We start from the raw sequence: 16779 nt of genomic DNA on the forward strand, positions 1-16779 counted from the left end.
CACTCATCAGTTTTCCCTCGTCAGAGGCCCTTATGAGGGTCACCATCGGCCCTGCGCGACCTAGGACTCTCAGACCCAGGCACGACGGCGGCCCGCTTGGCACCATGGGGGTATGAGCGTCAATCGTGAGCTGGCCGACTTCCTGCGTCGTGCCCGGAGCAAGGTGGATCCGGCGCGGGCCGGGCTGCCGCCCGACGACCGGATCCGGCGCGTCCCAGGACTGCGCCGGGAGGAGGTCGCGCTGCTGGCCGGCGTGTCCACCGACTACTACACGCGGCTGGAGCAGGGGCGCCGCATCACGCCGTCGGACCAGGTGCTCGACGCCGTCGCGAACGCGCTCGACCTCGACGACGCCGGCCGGACGTACCTGCGCGAGCTGGTCGGCGCGACGACGCGCACCACGCGCCGGCGCGCGCCGAGCGTCCAGCGGGTGCGGCCCGGGCTCTACCAGCTGCTCGACAGCCTCGACGGAAATCCGGTGCTCATCCTGGGCAGGCGGACGGACGTGCTCGCCGCCAACCGGCTGGCCCGCGCGCTGTTCACCGACTTCGACGCGATGCCGCCCAGGGAGCGGAACTACTCGCGCTGGATGTTCCTCGACCCGGCCGCCCGAGACCTGTTCGTCGACTGGGAGGAGCACGCCCGCAACTGCGTCGAGAGCCTCCGCCTCGACCTGGCCGCCAACCCCGACGACCCGCTCGCCCGCGACCTGCTGGCGACCCTGTCGGAGCACAGCGGGGAGTTCCGCGCCTGGTGGGACGCCCACGGTGTCTACCAGCGCACGTTCGGCAGCAAGACCCTGCGCCATCCCGTCGTCGGTGAGCTGACCGTCGAGTTCGAGACCTTCACCATGCCGGGCGACAACGACCAGACCATGTTCGTCTACACCACCGAGCCGGGGACGGCGTCCCGCGAGGCCCTCAACCTGCTCGCTAGCTGGACCCTGACCAGACCGGGGACAGACCCGGCACCCGCACCCCCACCGCCAGGACGGTAGGGGCCGGGTGGTGGCCGGCCCCCTTCGCGGGAGCTGCGCCGGTCAGGGATTTCGGGTCAGGAACTCGTGCAGGCTGCGGCAGGCCCTGGTCAGCGAGGTCGAACCGCGTCTCTTCGCGTGGGCGGCCACCTCGGCGATCTCGCCGCGCGCTCCGGCCCAGGTTGCGATGGTGGTGGCCAGGACGACGGCGTCGGTGTGCGGGCGCTGGGCCCGTTCGCCCTCTCCCGGGAGGAAGGCGGCCAGGAAGTGGCGCAGGATCGTCCAGACCTCGGCGTGCGCGCCCTGCCTGGCGGCCAGCTCCAGCGAGGGCAACGCCGGGCCGGCCGGAAAGCGGGTGCGCCGGTCCAGCAGTCCCAGCAGCCGGCCCGTCTCGGCGGCGGGCAGCGCGTCCTTGGCCGCCAGCCGCAGCAGCGGGGGCACCGCCTCGTCGCCCTCCAAGGTGAGGAAGTAGGCCAGGATCAGGGCGGTCGCCGGTCCCGACGTGCCTTCGGCCTGGGCCAGGGCATGGAGGTCGTCGATCGTGAGCTGGGGCAGGTGGTAGCCGTCGATCAGGCCGATCGCCAGGTGGGCCGCTGCCAGCTCCCGGTGATGAGGCGTCATACCGGGCCAGAACTCCCGTGACCCGCGCCGGAACGAGATCGTCCTGGGCGCAGTCAGCAGGGTGTCGAGGCGGGCGAGGCCCGTGGGCGGGATCGGCTCCCAGCTCACCTGGACGCTGCCGCGCCGGTCGCGGGCGTCTCCGCCGTAGGTGCCATCGCCTGGGGACCAGGTCAGCTCCACCCGTGGGGACGGCGGCGCGCCGCGCCCGAACCAGTGGGCCACGGTCGCGGCGGCGGCCGTCCCGATGGCTCTCGCGCGTTCGGCCAGGTCGGGGGAGGGGCCGGGCGGGACGCGCAACAGGGCCTGCTGCAGGTCCAGCGGCAGCGGTTCGCGGCCGGACGCCGCGCACACGATCAGGCGATCGAGCAGCGTCTCCGGGCCGAGGTGGCCGTCGGCGCGGGTGGGGGTGGCCAGCAGGAGCGGGGGCAGAGTGCCGGCCTTCGCCGCGCGCAGCAGCTCGTCGAGGCGGGACAGCAGGAAGAGGTCGGGGTGGGCGCACCGCCGCGACGGCGGGAGACGGCTCCAGGGGGCGGACGCGGGCCGGGTTCGCGGGTCGTAGAGATCCTCTGGGGCGGCCTCTGGTTCGTGCGGATCGGTCCTGGAATCGGCCGTCCGCAGGAACTGCTCCTGGAAGGAGTCGGGCATCTCGTGCAGCGGGAAGAGCGGGCGCAGGCCGGGGAACAGCTCGTACGCGGTGACCGCGACGTTCATCATGCTGTCGTACAGGGTCTGGCCAAGATCGCCCAGGCCGGCCTGAGTCGCGCCGGTCCGCTGGTCGGACGTCGTCCCCCAGGACGAGGCGCGCCGCCTCGGCGGACGCGCGTCCGGCGGGCCCGGATCCTCGCCGGGATTGACGAGTTCCCTGGCCAGCGCGGTGCACCAGTCACGAGGCGAACGCCACTCCGGCATGTCGTAGAGCACCGGCCGCAGCTCCTCGCCGAACTGGCGGGCCAGCGTCCGCTTCAGGGCGGCCGGGTCGGTGTACGCCTGCCGCGTGACCGCCGCCAGCCACGCCTCCACACCGATCCACCCGGCCTCCGCCGACCGGCCGCTCTCCGCACCTGAACCGGAGAACGAGCCGAGCTCCGCGTCCACGTTCGGGAACGGGCCTGGGACGGTGGTTTCGGGCAGGCGGCCGGGGGTGAAGTCGCCGGTCCAGCCCTCCGCGAAGCGCTCGAAGAGCCGGCGGGCCGAGGCGGGGGGCAGCAGTTCGGCCGCCTCCAGGATCGGGGCCGCGTCCGTGAGGTGGGCGGCGTGCTTGAGGGTGAGGGTGACCGCGCGGTCGCGTACCTCGTGCGCGGCGTGCCCGTAGGCGTGGGTCAGCGCCGTGACGTGGTCGGACACCCGTTCCGGATGCTCGCCGAGGTGACGGTCGAGCCAGGTCAGGCCCTTCACGGCGAGCCCGGTCTCCTGGCGGAAGGTCATCGCCTCGACGGCCTCGGCGACGTCCGCGGGATCGAGCCGAGCCCCGCGCACCTGCCGCCAGGCCAGCTCGGCCACCGGGCCCGGCGCGACGGGCAGCAGCCGCAGGTAGTCGCGCAGCCGCCCGGCCGACTCCTGCGGCGTGGGCGCGACGAGCGTGTGCAGCCGGACGAAGAAGCGCAGGTCGCGCACGTCGCCGCCGCGCAGGAACCGGCTCACGCAGCCGTCGATGACCTGCTCGCGCGGCAGCGTGCGGGCGGTCAGGGCCAGCCAGTGGGACGGCTCAGGGGTGAGCGTCTCGCCGGACAGGGCCCGGCCCGCGCCGGCCGCATCGAAGATCTTCGGCAGCAGGTGCGGTGTCAGCGGGTCGCCGGGCACGCCCGCCGCCGACAGCCAGGCCGCCACCAGCGGCTCGTGGTCGGGCGGAATGACGTCGGCGTCGCGCAGCAGCTCCAGGGCCAGCGGCACGATCCGGTCGTCGGTACGGCGGACGCGGCGCGCCAGCCGTACCGCGAGATCGGCACGCCAGGACGCCGGGCGGCCGGAGATCGCCCGCACCACCCGGTGCGGGCTCGGCGCGCCGGCCCAACGGGGGAGGTTGAAGTCGCGCCGCATCAGCCAGGTGGCCGCCCCGGCCGGCCCCGGCAGGGTCGCCGCGCCCACCATCATCAGCACCTCGGCCGCGACGGCGTCCAGGTCGAGCGTGTCCCAACCGGCGGGCCGGTTGGCGCGGAGCACGGCGAGCAGGCCGGGCGCGTCGGCGGCGACGGCGGCCCGCTCGGCGTCGGTGAGCCGCGGTAATCGCCCGGCCAGCCCCTCGGCGTCGTGGTCGAGAACGAGAGCCCTGATCTCTGTACGAACGCCGTCAATGGTCATGACGTGGCCTCCGTGAGCTGGGCGTGCAGGCGGCGGCATTCGTGGGCGAAGCGGCTCGTGCGCCGGCTTCCCGTGAACGCGGCCACGGCCGGGATCTCCCCGCGCGCGCCGGTCCAGCCGGCCACGTCGGCGGCGAAGGCGACGAGCTCGGTGTGGGTCACGCTCGCCCGCTGCCCCTCGCGCGGCAGCAGCTCGGGCAGCAGGACACGCAGGATGCGCCACACCTCGTGGTGGCCGCCGGCGTCGGCCAGCTCGGTCAGGACCGCGATGGCGGGACGGGTCTGCAGCCAGGTGCGGCGCAGCACCAGCGCGAGCTGGCGGCCGATCGCCTCGGCGGGCAGCTCGCTCTTGGCGGCCATGCGCAGGATCAGCGGGATCATGTCCGGCACGCCGCTGACGAGGAGGTAGGCGAGGATCACCGCGGTGGCCTCGCCGAGCGGGCCCTGGGCGAGCTCCAGGTCGGCGATCTCCACCGGAGCCGCCCACGTGCCCCAGTGGCCGCGCAGCAGATAGGGGAGCAGGTTGACGGCCACGATCTCGCGATGCGAGGGCACCATGGCGGGCCAGACCCCGATCGTGCTGTTGTACTGGTCGAACAGCCATTCGGACGGCTCGCGCAGCAGCACCTCGTCGATCAGCCGGTGGCCGGTCGGGGCCGTCACCCGCAGCACGGGCCGCAGCCTGACCTCGGTGAAGTGGTCCGGCTCCGTGTCGCCGAACTCGACCATGGTCGCGCCGACCATGTGGCGCCACACCAGGCCGCACTCGGGGTCGGCCAGGCCGTCACCGGCGAGCCAGCGGGCGGCCGAGCGCGCCGCCTCCGAGTCGACCTTGGCCGCCCGGTCGGCCGCGGCCTGGTGGCGGCCCCTGGGCAACCGCAGCAGCGCCTGCGCCAGGTCGGACGGGACCGGCTCGACACCCGCGGCGGCGCAGGTCTCCAGCCGGTCGACCAGCACGTCGGGGTCGAGATGGCCGCTCATCCAGGTAGGCGTGGCCAGCAGCACCGGCTGCAGGGCGCCGTCGCGGAGGGCTGCGAGGAGCTCGGCGTAGCGGTGGAGCAGGAAGTCGTGCGGCGGGGGGACCTGGTTGGGAGAGGGCAGGTAATTGCGCCGCCGCCACTCCTCGTGCTCGGGCAGCGGCTCCGGCATGAAGGAACGCAGCCGGGGCGGGACGAAGACCACGGTCACCTGCACGAGCGGTTCGTCCGCGCCCGGCGGGGGCACCGGGCGGCCTGATCGCATCGCCTTGATCCTGGCGGGGTCGACGCCGAGCTCGGCCATCCGCTCATAGGCGATGTCCAGGACGCGGGACGGCATGGCCTTCGCGGAGCCGTCGTAAAGGCCGCGGGGCCCCGCCGGACGATCCGGACGCGGGTCGCCATGGCGGTCCTCGTCGTGCTCCGGCGGCAGCTCGGTGCCGGTGGAGTCGGTGCCGGTGGTGCCGGTGGTGCCGGTGTCGCTGGAGTCGGCGTAGGTGGAGTCGGCGTCGGTGGGGGAGGGCCCCAGGTCGATCCGGCCGTTGGAGAAGGGGACCTGCCGCCCGCCCTCGCGGGCCACCGCATGAGCCGGGCCGTCGTCGCTGGTCCAGGTGATGAAAAAGGCACGCAGCGGGGCGTCGTCATCGAGGTAGCGGCCGGGCCGGTAGAAGCCGCCCACGGTGATCCGCCGGGGCGACGGCTCGTCGCCGGGTTCCTCGCCACGGGTGAGGACGCGCACCCGTACGGAGTGGTTCGCCGAGTCCCAGAACCTCTGCGGCCTGACCGGCGGCCGCGGCGGCGCGCTGCCGGGGTTCACGAGCTCGGCGGACAGCGCCGACTGCCAGTCGCCGGGGTCGAGGCGCATGTCCTTGCCCCGCCAGCCGTACACGTGCGGCTGGATCTGCTCGACGTGGAACCTGAGCCGGCGGCGCAGCTCCTCCCTGTCGGCGGCGGCTCCGGCGACGAAGGCCGCCAGCCAGCGCTCGCGGCCGGCCCAGCCCTCGACGCGGCCGGGCGCGAGCGACGGCTCGGGGAACGGCTGCGGCTCGGCTAGCTCCGGCAGCGGCGGGAACTCCTTCTCCTCCGGCAGCGCCTCGGCCGGGGCCTGTCCGCCGAACCGCTCGGCCAGCCTCGCGCCCAGGCCGGGGGCCAGGTGGCGGAGGCCGTCGAGGATCGCCTCGGCGTGGCCGGCGAACGCCTCGGCGTGCTTCAGGCTCAGCTCGACCGCGCGGTTGCGCACGTCGAAGGAGTCGTGCGCGTACGCCGTGGTCAGCGCGGTCACGAAGTCGCCGGCCGCCTCCGGCGTGGCCCGGAGCGCCTGGTCGAGCCAGCGCAGCCCGGTGACGGCGAGTTTGGCCTCGGCCCTGAAGGTCAGGGCCTCGACCGCCTCGACCAGGTCGGCGTGGTCGAGCGGCGCCGCGCGCACCTGCCCAGCGGCCAGTTCGGCGACCGTACCGGGGGCTGACGGCAGCAGCCGCAGGTAGTCGCGCAGGCGGGGAGCAGTCTCGGCGGGCGTGGGGGCGAGCAGCGTGTGCAGCCGGACGAAGAAGCGCAGGTCCTGCGCCTCGCCGCCGCGCAGGAAACGGCGCACGCAACTGTCGAGCACCTGGTCTCTGGGCAGCTCGCGGGCGGCGGTGGCCAGCCAGTGCGACGGCCGCGGCTCCAGCCGTTCGTCACGGAGGGCCCGGCCCGCGCCGTCGGCGTCGAAGACCCGGGGCAGCAGCACGCCCGTCAGCGGGTCACGGGCCACGCTCGGTGCGGCCAGCCAGGCGGCCACCAGCGGGTCGTGGTCGGGCGGCACGGCGCCGGACTCGCGCAGCAGCGCCAGGGCCAGCGGCGCGATGCGGTCATTGGGCCGGCGGATCCGCCTGGCCAGCCGGACCGCGACGTCGCGGCGCCACTCCAGGGGGCGGGTGCCCGCCACCCGGCACACCTGGGCGACGTCGATGGCGGCGGCCCAGCGGCGGTTGACGTCGCGGCCGGTCATCCAGGTCACCGCGGCGGCCGGGCCGCCGATGACACCGACACCGGTCAGCAGCAGCGCCTGGGACGCCGTGTCGAGCGCGTCGCCGATCTGCCAGGAGGACAGCTCCTCGAAGTCGTCGGGGTGCTCGGCGCGCACCCGCTCGGTGTGGGCGCGGCGCAGCTCCTTGACCAGGCCGGGTAAGTGCCCGCCCAGCTCGGCGCGTTCGGCGTCGGTGAGTGTGACCAGCCGGTCGGTCAGGCGGATGACCTGATTAGCGGCGACCAGGTCGCGGATCTCCGTCCAGAGGGTCATCGGGAGACCTCCACGGCGGCGCGGGCGACGATCCGGGCGGCCAGCACGTGTTTGCACGGCCCGCGCGAGCCGCGATGGTCCCACCACCACTCGCAGGTGCAGGAGCCGTCGGCCAGGGAGACCTGGCGGGTGCCGCCCGAGGTGCTGACGGTGGCCGACTCTCCGTCGAGCCGCACGGCGCCCGCCTCGATGAGCTTGCGCGCCTTGGCCAGCCGCGGGTTGAGCAGGCTCACGTCGTCCTTGTCGTACGGCAGCTCGCGGTGGAAGTGGGCGGCCTCCGACAGGTCGTAGCCGACCCGGCCGGCCACGCCGAGCTGGGTCAGCGCCGCCCGCACCCGGTCGGCGGGCAGGCCGGCGCGGTCGGCCAGCAGGCCGATCTCGACCTCGGGCTCGAAGTTGAGCAGCATGCCCACCACGTCGGCGTCGGCGTCGGCCTCGTCGGTGGCCAGGTCGTCGAGCACCGCGCCCTCGCCGGAGAAGCCGCGCCAGCGCGCGGGCGACAGGGTGAGCGTGTAACGCATGCCGGGCAGCTCGAGCTCCCAGGCGCTGGAGGAGGCGTCGGCGGGCCCGTACACCCGCAGCGACTTCGCGAAGCGCAGTAGCGGCAGCAGGGTGGCCAGCCGGTTGGGGCTCGCGAGCTGGACCGAGCCGGCGATCCGACGGGGCGAGACCTTCAGCTCGCGGCCCGCCTGCGCCACCCACACCGTGTCCTTCCTGGGCAGCCCGCGCAAAAAGCGCACCGCCGCCATGCCGGCCAGCTCGCCGCGCTGGTCCATGCCGGAGGCGATGACCTGCACCTCGGCGAAGCCGCGCAGCCAGCGCTCGGGCAGCGGCACCTTCTTCTCCACCACCGCGCCGTCCATCGTGGTCACGACCAGCTCGTCGAGGCCCACCCCCAGGTGCAGCGGGTCACGCGCGCCGATGCGGGCCAGCGCCTCGCGCAGCGGCGCGTTGACGTCGACGTTGGTGGTGCCCCGGTCGAACACCTCGCCGTCGAGCGCGCCGCTCAGCAGGTCGAGCCGGGCGTAGACGCCGCCGCAGGCCGAGAACGACTCGAACCGCAGCCGGTCGCCGTTGCACGTCACCACGGGGTCGCGCACCCAGCCGGGCCGCGACTGCGGCTGGTGGTAGCGGGCCAGCGCCACGTCGGCGACGCCGAGCAGGGCCGCCGCGGCGGGAGCGGCCTGGGTCACCACGCCGCTGAAGAACCGGGGGGCCACGGCCGGGCCGGACAGGGCCCGCCCGCCGGAGGTCGCCAGCCCGAGCCGGCCGTCGACGAGGGAGGAGGGCGCGGCGTACGTGTACGCCTGCGTCGATGAGGTCATGGCCGGGACAGTAGATCAACGCACCGACAAACCGGCTCGCCGCTGATCAGAGGCACTTTCATGGGCCACCGCGCGGGACGTTCACGGTGGTGTGCGACGGCACTCGACCCCGGGCCTTGACGGCCGCCATGACCGCGCGCTACTAGTGATCGAACTCTGTCGGGGGAGCCACACATCCACTCAGTGGAGGCACGGGCCATGGCTGGAGCGATGTTCGGCATTCTGGGCCCCGTCCAGGTGCGCGCGGCGGACGGGCGGGAGATCGCGCTCAAGGGCAAGGAGCACGCGGTCCTGACGACGCTCCTGCTCAACGTCAACGCGCCCGTCTCCAGAGACCGGCTGATCGCCGCGCTGTGGGAGACGGCCCCGCCCTCCGCCGTCTCCAACCTGCAGACCCACGTCGCCCGCATCAGGAAGGCGCTCGGGTCCGACGTCCGCCTGTTCACCAGGGGCTCCGGATATCTGCTTGAGGCGGACGAGGAGGACGTCGACCTGCTGGTCTTCGACCGTGAGGTGCGCCGGGCGCGGGCCGACGCGCGGCGGGGCGACCTCGTCGCCGCGGCACGCGGGTTCCAGGGGGCACTGGCGTTGTGGCGAGGGCGTCCTGCCGAGGGCGTCCAGGTGCACGACTGGATGCGCGAACGGGTGGCCGAGCTGGAGGAACGGCTGGCCGAGACGCGCCTGGACGACGCCGAGGCCAGGCTGGGGGCCGGCTCGCCCGCGGAGGTGATCGGCGACCTGCGGGCGTTCGTCGCCGAGCAGCCTCTGCGCGAGCGGGCCTGGCACCTGCTCATGCTCGCGTACGTACGGGCCGGCCAGCGCCATCGCGCACTGGAGACCTACGAGCGGGCGCGCACGCACCTCGTCGCAGAGCGGGGCGCGGAACCCGGCCTCGACCTGAGGCGGCTGCACGCCGTCACCCTGGCCGACGAGCTGAGCGCAGCCGAACCCGGACCGCGCACCACGGTCTGCCAGCTCCCGCCCGACCACGCCGACTTCGTGGGCCGGCGCGACGAGGTGGCCGCGGTCACGCGGAACCTGCTCTCGGCGCACGGCACATCCGCCGGCACGGCCGTGCCCGTCAGCGCCATTTCCGGCCAGGGCGGCGTGGGCAAGACCACGCTGGCCGTGCACGTCGCGCACCGGCTCAGGCACGAGTTCCCCGACGGCCAGTTCTACATCGACCTGCGCGGGTGCGAGCGGCATCCGCTCGACGCGGCCGAGGCGCTGGGCCGGTTCCTGCGCGCCCTGGGCCTGGACAGCTCCCGGCTGCCGGCCGACCTGGACGAGCGCGTCGAGCTCTACCGCGAGACCCTCGCCGACCGGCGCTACCTCATGGTGCTCGACAACGCGGCGGACGAGGCCCAGGTACGCCCGCTCATCCCGGGCACGCGCGGCTGCGCCGTACTGATCACCAGCAGGCAGCGGCTGGCCATGCTCCCCGCGACCCGGCGCATCGACCTGGACGTCCTGCCCGTCGCGGACGCGGTCGAGCTGCTGGGGAACATCATCGGCGCCGAGAAGGTCGTCGACACGCCCTCCGAGGCCCGCACCCTGGTCCGGCTCTGCGGCGAGCTGCCGCTGGCCGTGCGCATCGCCGGCGCCAAGCTCGCCGCGCGCCCCCACTGGGACCTGGGCCACCTGATCACCCGCCTGAGCGACACGCGCGGCCGGCTCGGCCAGCTCTCCCACGGCTCCCGCGAGGTCCGGGCCAGCATCGCCATCGGCTACCAGAGCCTGCCGTCCCAGGCGCAGCGGATGTTCCGCCTGCTGGGCCTGCTGGAGGCGCCCGACTTCGCGATCTGGGCCGGCGCCGCGCTGCTCGACACGTCCGAGCCGGAGGCCGAGCAGCTGATGGAACAGCTCGCCGACGTCCGCCTGCTTGAGGTGGCGGGTCACGGGCCCGGCGGGCAGGTGCGCTTCCGGTTCCACGACCTGATCCGGGCGTACGCGCGGGAGCGGGCCGAGGCCGACGAGCCGGACGGCGCACGTTCCGCCGCTCTCGAACGTGCCTTCAGCTCCTGGCTCGACCTGGCCAGGCGAGCACACCGGCGGCTGTGTGGCGGTGACTACCGGATGGTCCACGGCGACGGGATCGTCTGGCGGCTCGACGCGAAGGCCGCGGGAGGCGTGGTGGCCGACCCGCTGGCCTGGATCGAGGCCGAGGCGGCGAGCGTCGTGGAGGGCGTGCGCCAGTGCGCGGCGCTGGGGTTCGACGAGCTCTGCTGGGACCTGGCCACCAGCACTCTGGACCTGTTCCAGACCAGGAACTTCCACAACGAATGGCGCGTCACGCATGAGACCGCGCTGCGCAGAGCCCGCGTGTCGGGCGACCTGCGCGGGCAGGCGGCCATGCTGCACGGGCTCGCCCGGCTGTGCTTCGCCCTCGACGACCGGACCGGGTGCGGCCTGGCCCTTGAGGAGGCCCTGGAGCTGTTCGGCAAGGCCGGCGACCGGCACGGGCACGCCCTGGCCCTGGTCAACCAGGCCGAGTTGCACCGGCTCCAAGGGCGCGACGCCGACGCGCTGGCCTGCTACGAACAGGCCGGCGAGGGCCTGGCACGGGCCGGCGACCGGAGCACGGAGATCACCGTCCTGCGGGGCATCGGCCGGATCCACTTCCGCATGGGCCGGCTGGAGCAGGCCGGCACGTTCGTCCGGCGGGCGGTGCGGATGGCGGACGAGATCGGCGACGTGCGTTCGCGCGAGTTCACCAGGATCGTGCTGGGGGAGATCGTGCTCGCCCAGGGCGACCCCGCCGCCGCGGAAGGCCACTTCAGCCAGGCGCTGGCCGTGCTCGGCGCGCTCGGTTTCCCGAGCGGCGTCGGCTACGCCTCCCTGGGCCTGGCCGAGGCGCGGCTCGCCCGGCAGGATCTCGCCGACGCCGAACCCCTCCTGCAACGGGCCGTGGCCATATATCGCGATATGGGCGACAAGGTAGGGCAGGCCCGCGTGCTGTTCACCCAGGCCGAAGTGTGGCGCAGGCAGCGGCGTCTGGACGCGGCGGCCGCGCTGCTCGACGAGATCGTCGCCATGTGCGCGTCCATCCAGGCCCCGAGCCGCCAGGGCCTGGCCCTGCGCCTGCTGGGCGACGTGCACCGCGACGCGGGAGACCTGTCCGCCGCCGTGGCCGCCTGGCGCCGCGCCCTCACCCTCCTGGAGGCCACGTCCGCACCGGAGGCCGGCGAGGTCGCCGCGCTGATCGAGCAGCACACCGCCTGACCGTACGGCGCGCACAAGGCACCGTGACGAACGGGCCAGGGAACATTCGTTCAATCCACCACCGCGCACCGGCGGCGACACTGGGGGCCCACGACCGGGCACGACCGGCCACGATGCCGGTCGAGCCACAGAGACGAGGGCGGGTTCATGCGGATTCTCATTTCCGGCGCCAGCATCGCCGGCCCCGTGCTGGCGTACTGGCTGACCAGGCACGGCTGCTCCGTCACCGTCGTCGAGCGGGCACCGGCCCCGCGCAGGACCGGCGGCCACGCGGTGGACCTGTTCCGGCCCGCGATGGACATCACGGAGAAGATGGGCGTGCTCCCGCGCGTCGAGGAGCGGGCCACCGGCACGACGCGGATGACCCTGCGCGGTGAGGGCGCGGCGTCCCGTCCGGGTGGACCTCGGCAAGATTTTCCGCGTCGCGTCGGGCCGGTACGTCGAGATCATGCGCGACGACCTGAGCGAGATCTATTACGACGCCACGCGCGACGACGTCGAGTACGTCTTCGACGACTCGATCACCGCGATCTCGCCCGACGCCGAGGTGCGGTTCGAGCAGGCGCCGCCGCGCCGCTTCGACCTCGTCGTCGGCGCGGACGGGCTGCACTCCAACGTGCGCCGCCGCGAGGCACGGGCGTTGTTCCTGTTCCGGAGCGAGCGCGAGCTCGACTACCACCGCCACGACGTGCCCCGCCAGAAGGAACTGCTGCGCGGCGCGTTCGAGGGGCTGCATCCCGACGTGGACCGCTGGCTGGACGAGCTCGGCCGCACCCCGGCGTTCTACTTCGACTCGATCTCCCAGCTCCGCATGGACACCTGGTCGCGGGGGAGGGTGACGCTCGTCGGCGACGCGGGCTACTGCCCCGGGCCGGCCGTCGGCGGCAGCACCAGCCTGGCCGTCGTCGGCGCGTACGTGCTGGCGGGGGAGCTGGCGCGGGCGGGCGGCGATCACGAGCGCGCCTTTCCCGCGTACGAGCGCGCGATGGCCGGGCACGTGCGCGGCAGCCGCGCGGCGGCGCTCAGCGCGGCCAAGACCCTGGTGCCCACCTCCCGCCTCGGCGTCTCGGCGCTGGCCCAGGGCATCCGCCTCATCTCCGCCCTGCCCGCCGGCCCCAGGCGCGCCCTGCTCCGCCTCACCACCAAGAGCGGGCGCGTGTACGAGTCCATGACCCTGGACGACTACCCGTCGTCACTCAAGACGTCCGGATCCTGACCCCGCCGCAGGATCGTCAACCGGCCGGCGGCGCGGCGGTGGAGGCGCGGTAGACCATGGAGACGGGCAGGACCTCCTGCGCCGACGCGCTCCGCTCCGCGATGCGATCGAGGAGCAGGCGGACGGCGGCCGCCCCGGCGTCGTAGAACGGCATCCGCACGGTCGTCAGCGGCGGGATCGTACGGGCCGCGACCGGATGATCGTCACAGCCGACCACCGAGCAGTCGTCGGGGACGCGCCGCCCCCGCTCGTGCAGGGCGTTGAGCACCCCGACGGCCATGAGGTCGTTCTGTACGTAGATCGCGGTGATGTCGGGCGCTCGGTCGAGCAGCCGGTGCGTGGCCGCGTAGCCGCCCTCGACCTCCCACGCGCCGTCCTCGACCAGGAGCGGATCGTAGGCCAGGCCATGCCCGGCCAGCACCTCCCGGTAGACGGCGGTGCGCTGCTGCGCGCTGTGCCGCCGCAGCAGGCCGGTCACCGTGGCGATCCGGCGGTGGCCGAGCGCGAGCAGGTGGCGGACCGGGAGCGCCGCGCTGTTCTCGGCCTCGATGGTGACGGACGAGACCCCGCCGCCGGCGATGTCGTGCAGGCTGACGCAGGGCGGCCCGCCGCGCAGCAGCCGTCCGACCTCCTCGTCCTCCTCGGTCGCGGGGGCGTTCATGATGATGCCGTCGACTCGGCGTTCCATCAGCACGCGCAGGTAACGCACGCAGTCGGAGCCGTCGGGATCCAGGCTGCTGAGGATCACGCTGAGGCCGTGCCGGCGTGCCTCGCGCTCGATGCCGACGAGGGACAGCGCCGGCGTCGAGTTGCTGAAGTCGACGGTGATCACCCCGAGCGTCAGCGAGCTGCGTGACTGCAGGCTGCGGGCCAGCGCGTTGGGGATGTAGCCGATCTCCTCGGCCGCCTCGATGATGCGCTGCCGGGTGGCCGGGGTGACGGCGCCCTTGCCGTTGAGCACCTTGCTCACCGTCTGGAAGCTCACGTTGGCGCGCGCGGCGACGTCCCTGAGCGAGACACTGGCCACGGTCTTTACCTCCGAAGGGCGAACGTTCGCCTTCGGATCGGCCCAGGTCCGGAGCATCCGGCCATGCCCTCATGCCCCCATTCCCCCCATCCCCCCATCCCCCCATCCCGCCCCCTCGTCTCAGTTCCCGCGCCTCGATCCCGGCGGGAAGGAGAGGACCCACCATGACCGATCTCGGCCGCCGGCGATTCCTCGGACTGTCCGGCGCCGCCCTGGCGGGCGTCCTCGGCGTCTCCGGATGCAGCCGCAGCTCGCAGCAGGAGGCGGCCACCACGGCCGGCGCCGACGTGATCCGCTGGTGGGATCACTTCCAGCCGCTCAAGCCGCTGTACGAGCGCATGTTCGCCGAGTACGGCAAGGCCCACCCCGGAACCCGGGTGGAGCACGTGGTCTACAACCCGAGCGAGATGGGCCAGGCGCTGCAACTGGCGTTCAAGAGCAACCAGATCGCCGACGTGCACACGGTCGCCGGCCTCGGATCGTCGGAGGCGTCCCTGGTCGCCGGCGGCTGGTTCTCCCCCCCTCGCGAACCCCGACGCGATCCGGGCGAAACTCCCCGCCGACAGCCTGCTCGAAGGACTGCACGTCTTCGACGGCAAGCTCTACACCTCTCCCGTCTTCACCCCCCGCCAGTACGCCACACTCAACTGGTTCAACCGCGACCTGGTCGAGAAGGCGGGCGGCGATCCGGACGCGGGCCCCGCGACGTGGGACGAGTTCCGCGCTCTCGCCGCGCGGATCACCAAGGACGGCGGCGGCCGGGCGTACGGCTGGATCCAGGGGCTGCAGTTCCAGGAGCGGATGCAGACCCACGTCACCGAGCTGGCCATGTCGGCCGGAAGGGCCAGCTGTTCGTGTCCGGCAAGTCCAAGCACGTCGAAGCGGCCTCCGAGCTGCTGGCCCAGTGCACCGGGCCCGAGTTCAACCGGGCGCTGGCGAGCTACATGGACCAGGTGCCCCTCGACCTGGAGGCCGTGGCCACGGCGGACGTGCACCCGACGTACAAGCGGGCGGTCGAGCTGTTCGGCCGGAACGTCCGGCTCGCGCCCAGCCCCGTCTCCCGCAACCCCGCCGTCACCCAGGTGATCAGCGAGACGAAGGAGCAGAGACCCACGCTCGGCGAGATCACCCAGGGCATCCTCAGCGGCGAGATCACCGACATCGGCAGGACGCTGCGCGAGCACAACGGCAAGCTCGCCGCCGAGCGGGAGCGCGCCACGCGGGTGGTGTCGGGCAAGGGGGTGCGGGTGAGTCTCGACGACTGGGCCTTCCCGAACTGGAAGCGCGGCGAGGACTACACGGCGGAGATGTACCGGCAGTGACGAGCACCTCGACACAAAAGGCGACACGAACCGTGACACCAAAGGCGACGGTCCGCCGCCGGGGGCTCTCCGCCAGACTGTGGTCGGAACGCTGGTCGTACGTCTTCCTGCTGCCCACCGTCGTGCTGTTCGGCATGTACACGGTCTGGCCGATCGTCTCCGGCCTGTACTACTCCCTGCTCGACTGGAACGGGCTCGGCGCCGAGCGGCCCTTCATCGGCCTGGCCAACTACCGTGAGGCGTTCGGCGACCCGCTGTTCTGGAAGTCGCTCGGGGTCACCCTGCTGATCATCGCGATGACCGTGCCGCTGCGGGTCGGGCTGAGCCTGCTGGTCGCGCTCGTCCTGAACAACCCGCGGCTGCCCCTGGCCAAGCTGTTCAGGACCGCGCTGTTCGTGCCCGTGGTGACGACGACGGCGATCATCGGCGTGGTCATGGGGTTCATCTTCGACCCCGCCGGCGGCCCGGTGAACCAGCTGCTGCTCGGCCTCGGGATCGTCGATCAGCCCGTCGACTTCCTGGGCGACCCCGCCACCTCCCTGTGGACGGTGATGGGCGTGCACGTGTGGAAGTGGTTCGGGATCACGCTCGTCTTGGCCGCGATCCAGGCCGCCGGCCTCCGCTACGCGAACCGCGTCAGGAGCAGCTCATGAACGTCTCCGCCGTCCGCCGCCGGTTGGGGATCTGGGCCCAGGTGGCCGTGCTCGCCGTCGTCTGCGTGGTGTGGATCTATCCGCTGCTCTGGATCGTCTCCGCCTCGCTGAAGGACTCGCTGGGGGTCTTCTCCGGCGGGCTCGGCCTGATCCCCGGCTCGCCGCACTTCGAGAACTACGCGCGGGCCTGGCGGGACGCCGACTTCGGGCTCTACACGGTGAACAGCGTGCTCGTCACCCTGAGCACGGTGGTGCTGGTCGTCCTGCGCTGCGCCCTGGCCGGCTACGTCATCGCCCGCCGCGACTTCATCGGCAAGCGCGTGGTCGTCGGCGTGCTGGTGGCGACGTTGTTCGCGCCAGGGGGCCTGACGATCATCCCGGTGGTGGAGCTCAGCGACCTCCTGGGGCTGCTGAACTCGCGTACGGGCATCGTCCTCGCCCTCGCGGGCGGCGGCCACGTCGCCGCCGTCCTGCTCTACGCCGGCTACTTCGCCCGCATCCCGCGCGAGCTCGAAGAGGCGGCGATCATGGACGGCGCAGGCTTCCTGCGTACGTTCTTCCGCGTCGTGCTGCCCCTGGCCGGCCCGGTCACCGCGACCGTCAGCGTGATGACCTTCCTGGCGGCTTGGAACAACTTCCTGCTGCCGCTGGTGTTCACCTTCAGCCGCCCGGACCTGCGCACGCTCTCGGTGGGCATGCTCGCCTTCCGCGGCACCAACTCCACCGACTGGTCCGGCCTGGCCGCCGCGGGCACCATCTCGCTGATCCCGCTGCTCCTCGTCTTCCTCGCCCTCCAGCGCTACTTCGTCGAAGGCGTCGCCGGAGCCGTGAAGTCCTGACGCGCCGACCCCGCCGGAGCCGTGCG

At 73.3% G+C, this 16779-nt stretch carries 10 protein-coding genes and 2 pseudogenes; 8 read left to right on the forward strand and 4 right to left on the reverse strand.

Translation table 11 applies throughout. The annotated features are described in order from the left end of the window. The first annotated feature begins 112 nt into the window (after nucleotides 1–112). On the forward strand, nucleotides 113–997 hold the full coding sequence (locus AB0C28_RS17700) for a helix-turn-helix transcriptional regulator (protein WP_358075591.1): 885 nt from the start codon (nucleotides 113–115) through the stop codon (nucleotides 995–997). Nucleotides 998–1039: 42 nt separating this feature from the next. Here the strand turns inward: AB0C28_RS17700 and AB0C28_RS17705 are convergent, their stop codons facing one another. Genes AB0C28_RS17705 through AB0C28_RS17715 form a run of 3 tightly spaced genes read right to left on the reverse strand, consistent with a single transcriptional unit; the run spans nucleotide 1040 to nucleotide 8474 of the window. Further along, nucleotides 1040–3895: a hypothetical protein gene (locus tag AB0C28_RS17705; protein WP_358075594.1), complete on the reverse strand. Its 2856-nt coding sequence runs from the start codon at nucleotides 3893–3895 to the stop codon at nucleotides 1040–1042. Next, nucleotides 3892–7149: a DUF6493 family protein gene (locus AB0C28_RS17710; protein ID WP_358075597.1), complete on the reverse strand. Its 3258-nt coding sequence runs from the start codon at nucleotides 7147–7149 to the stop codon at nucleotides 3892–3894. Before AB0C28_RS17710 ends, AB0C28_RS17705 begins: the two co-directional genes overlap by 4 nt. Continuing rightward, nucleotides 7146–8474 carry an SWIM zinc finger family protein gene (locus AB0C28_RS17715; RefSeq protein WP_358075600.1) on the reverse strand — a complete coding sequence of 443 codons (1329 nt, stop codon included), beginning with the start codon at nucleotides 8472–8474 and terminating at the stop codon, nucleotides 7146–7148. Before AB0C28_RS17715 ends, AB0C28_RS17710 begins: the two co-directional genes overlap by 4 nt. Before the next feature lie 198 nt (nucleotides 8475–8672). Here AB0C28_RS17715 and AB0C28_RS17720 point away from each other — a divergent pair, with 198 nt between their 5' ends. The 3 genes and pseudogenes from AB0C28_RS17720 (at nucleotide 8673) to AB0C28_RS17730 (ending at nucleotide 12912) form a co-directional block, all read left to right on the forward strand. Beyond that, nucleotides 8673–11696, forward strand: coding sequence for a BTAD domain-containing putative transcriptional regulator (locus AB0C28_RS17720; RefSeq protein ID WP_358075603.1), 3024 nt, complete (start codon nucleotides 8673–8675; stop codon nucleotides 11694–11696). Between the two features lie 147 nt (nucleotides 11697–11843). Beyond that, a pseudogene (locus AB0C28_RS17725) lies at nucleotides 11844–12020 on the forward strand (NAD-binding protein); the annotation flags it as partial. 49 nt (nucleotides 12021–12069) lie between these two features. Next, complete coding sequence (locus AB0C28_RS17730; protein ID WP_358075606.1) at nucleotides 12070–12912, forward strand: hypothetical protein; 843 nt, start codon at nucleotides 12070–12072, stop codon at nucleotides 12910–12912. 16 nt (nucleotides 12913–12928) lie between these two features. Here the strand turns inward: AB0C28_RS17730 and AB0C28_RS17735 are convergent, their stop codons facing one another. Continuing rightward, nucleotides 12929–13939 (reverse strand): LacI family DNA-binding transcriptional regulator, encoded by a 1011-nt coding sequence (locus tag AB0C28_RS17735; RefSeq protein ID WP_358075610.1) that lies wholly within the window; start codon nucleotides 13937–13939, stop codon nucleotides 12929–12931. A gap of 579 nt (nucleotides 13940–14518) precedes the next feature. Here AB0C28_RS17735 and AB0C28_RS17740 point away from each other — a divergent pair. The 4 genes and pseudogenes from AB0C28_RS17740 to AB0C28_RS17755 form a co-directional block, all read left to right on the forward strand. Continuing rightward, a pseudogene (locus tag AB0C28_RS17740) lies at nucleotides 14519–14710 on the forward strand (extracellular solute-binding protein); the annotation flags it as partial. A gap of 83 nt (nucleotides 14711–14793) precedes the next feature. Beyond that, the gene (locus AB0C28_RS17745) at nucleotides 14794–15261 is read left to right on the forward strand and encodes a hypothetical protein (RefSeq protein ID WP_358075613.1); all 468 of its coding nucleotides are present in this window, start codon (nucleotides 14794–14796) and stop codon (nucleotides 15259–15261) included. A gap of 32 nt (nucleotides 15262–15293) precedes the next feature. Further along, a complete protein-coding gene (locus tag AB0C28_RS17750; protein WP_358075616.1) occupies nucleotides 15294–15914 on the forward strand; it encodes a sugar ABC transporter permease in 621 nt (206 codons plus the stop codon). Continuing rightward, the gene (locus tag AB0C28_RS17755; protein ID WP_358075618.1) at nucleotides 15911–16753 is read left to right on the forward strand and encodes a carbohydrate ABC transporter permease; all 843 of its coding nucleotides are present in this window, start codon (nucleotides 15911–15913) and stop codon (nucleotides 16751–16753) included. The genes AB0C28_RS17750 and AB0C28_RS17755 overlap by 4 nt, the downstream gene beginning before the upstream one ends. Nucleotides 16754–16779 lie beyond the last annotated feature (26 nt).

The sequence above is a fragment of the Nonomuraea sp. NPDC048892 genome (assembly GCF_040649735.1).
Lineage (GTDB): Bacteria > Actinomycetota > Actinomycetes > Streptosporangiales > Streptosporangiaceae > Nonomuraea > Nonomuraea maheshkhaliensis.

Bases quoted from the DNA above. Each gene is read 5' to 3' on its own strand.
- AB0C28_RS17700 (WP_358075591.1), top strand. From the start codon at position 113: ATGAGCGTCAATCGTGAGCTGGCCGACTTCCTGCGTCGTGCCCGGAGC.
- AB0C28_RS17755 (WP_358075618.1), top strand. From the start codon at position 15,911: ATGAACGTCTCCGCCGTCCGCCGCCGGTTGGGGATCTGGGCCCAGGTG.
- AB0C28_RS17705 (WP_358075594.1), bottom strand. From the start codon at position 3,895: ATGACCATTGACGGCGTTCGTACAGAGATCAGGGCTCTCGTTCTCGAC.
- AB0C28_RS17715 (WP_358075600.1), bottom strand. From the start codon at position 8,474: ATGACCTCATCGACGCAGGCGTACACGTACGCCGCGCCCTCCTCCCTC.
- AB0C28_RS17720 (WP_358075603.1), top strand. From the start codon at position 8,673: ATGGCTGGAGCGATGTTCGGCATTCTGGGCCCCGTCCAGGTGCGCGCG.
- AB0C28_RS17710 (WP_358075597.1), bottom strand. From the start codon at position 7,149: ATGACCCTCTGGACGGAGATCCGCGACCTGGTCGCCGCTAATCAGGTC.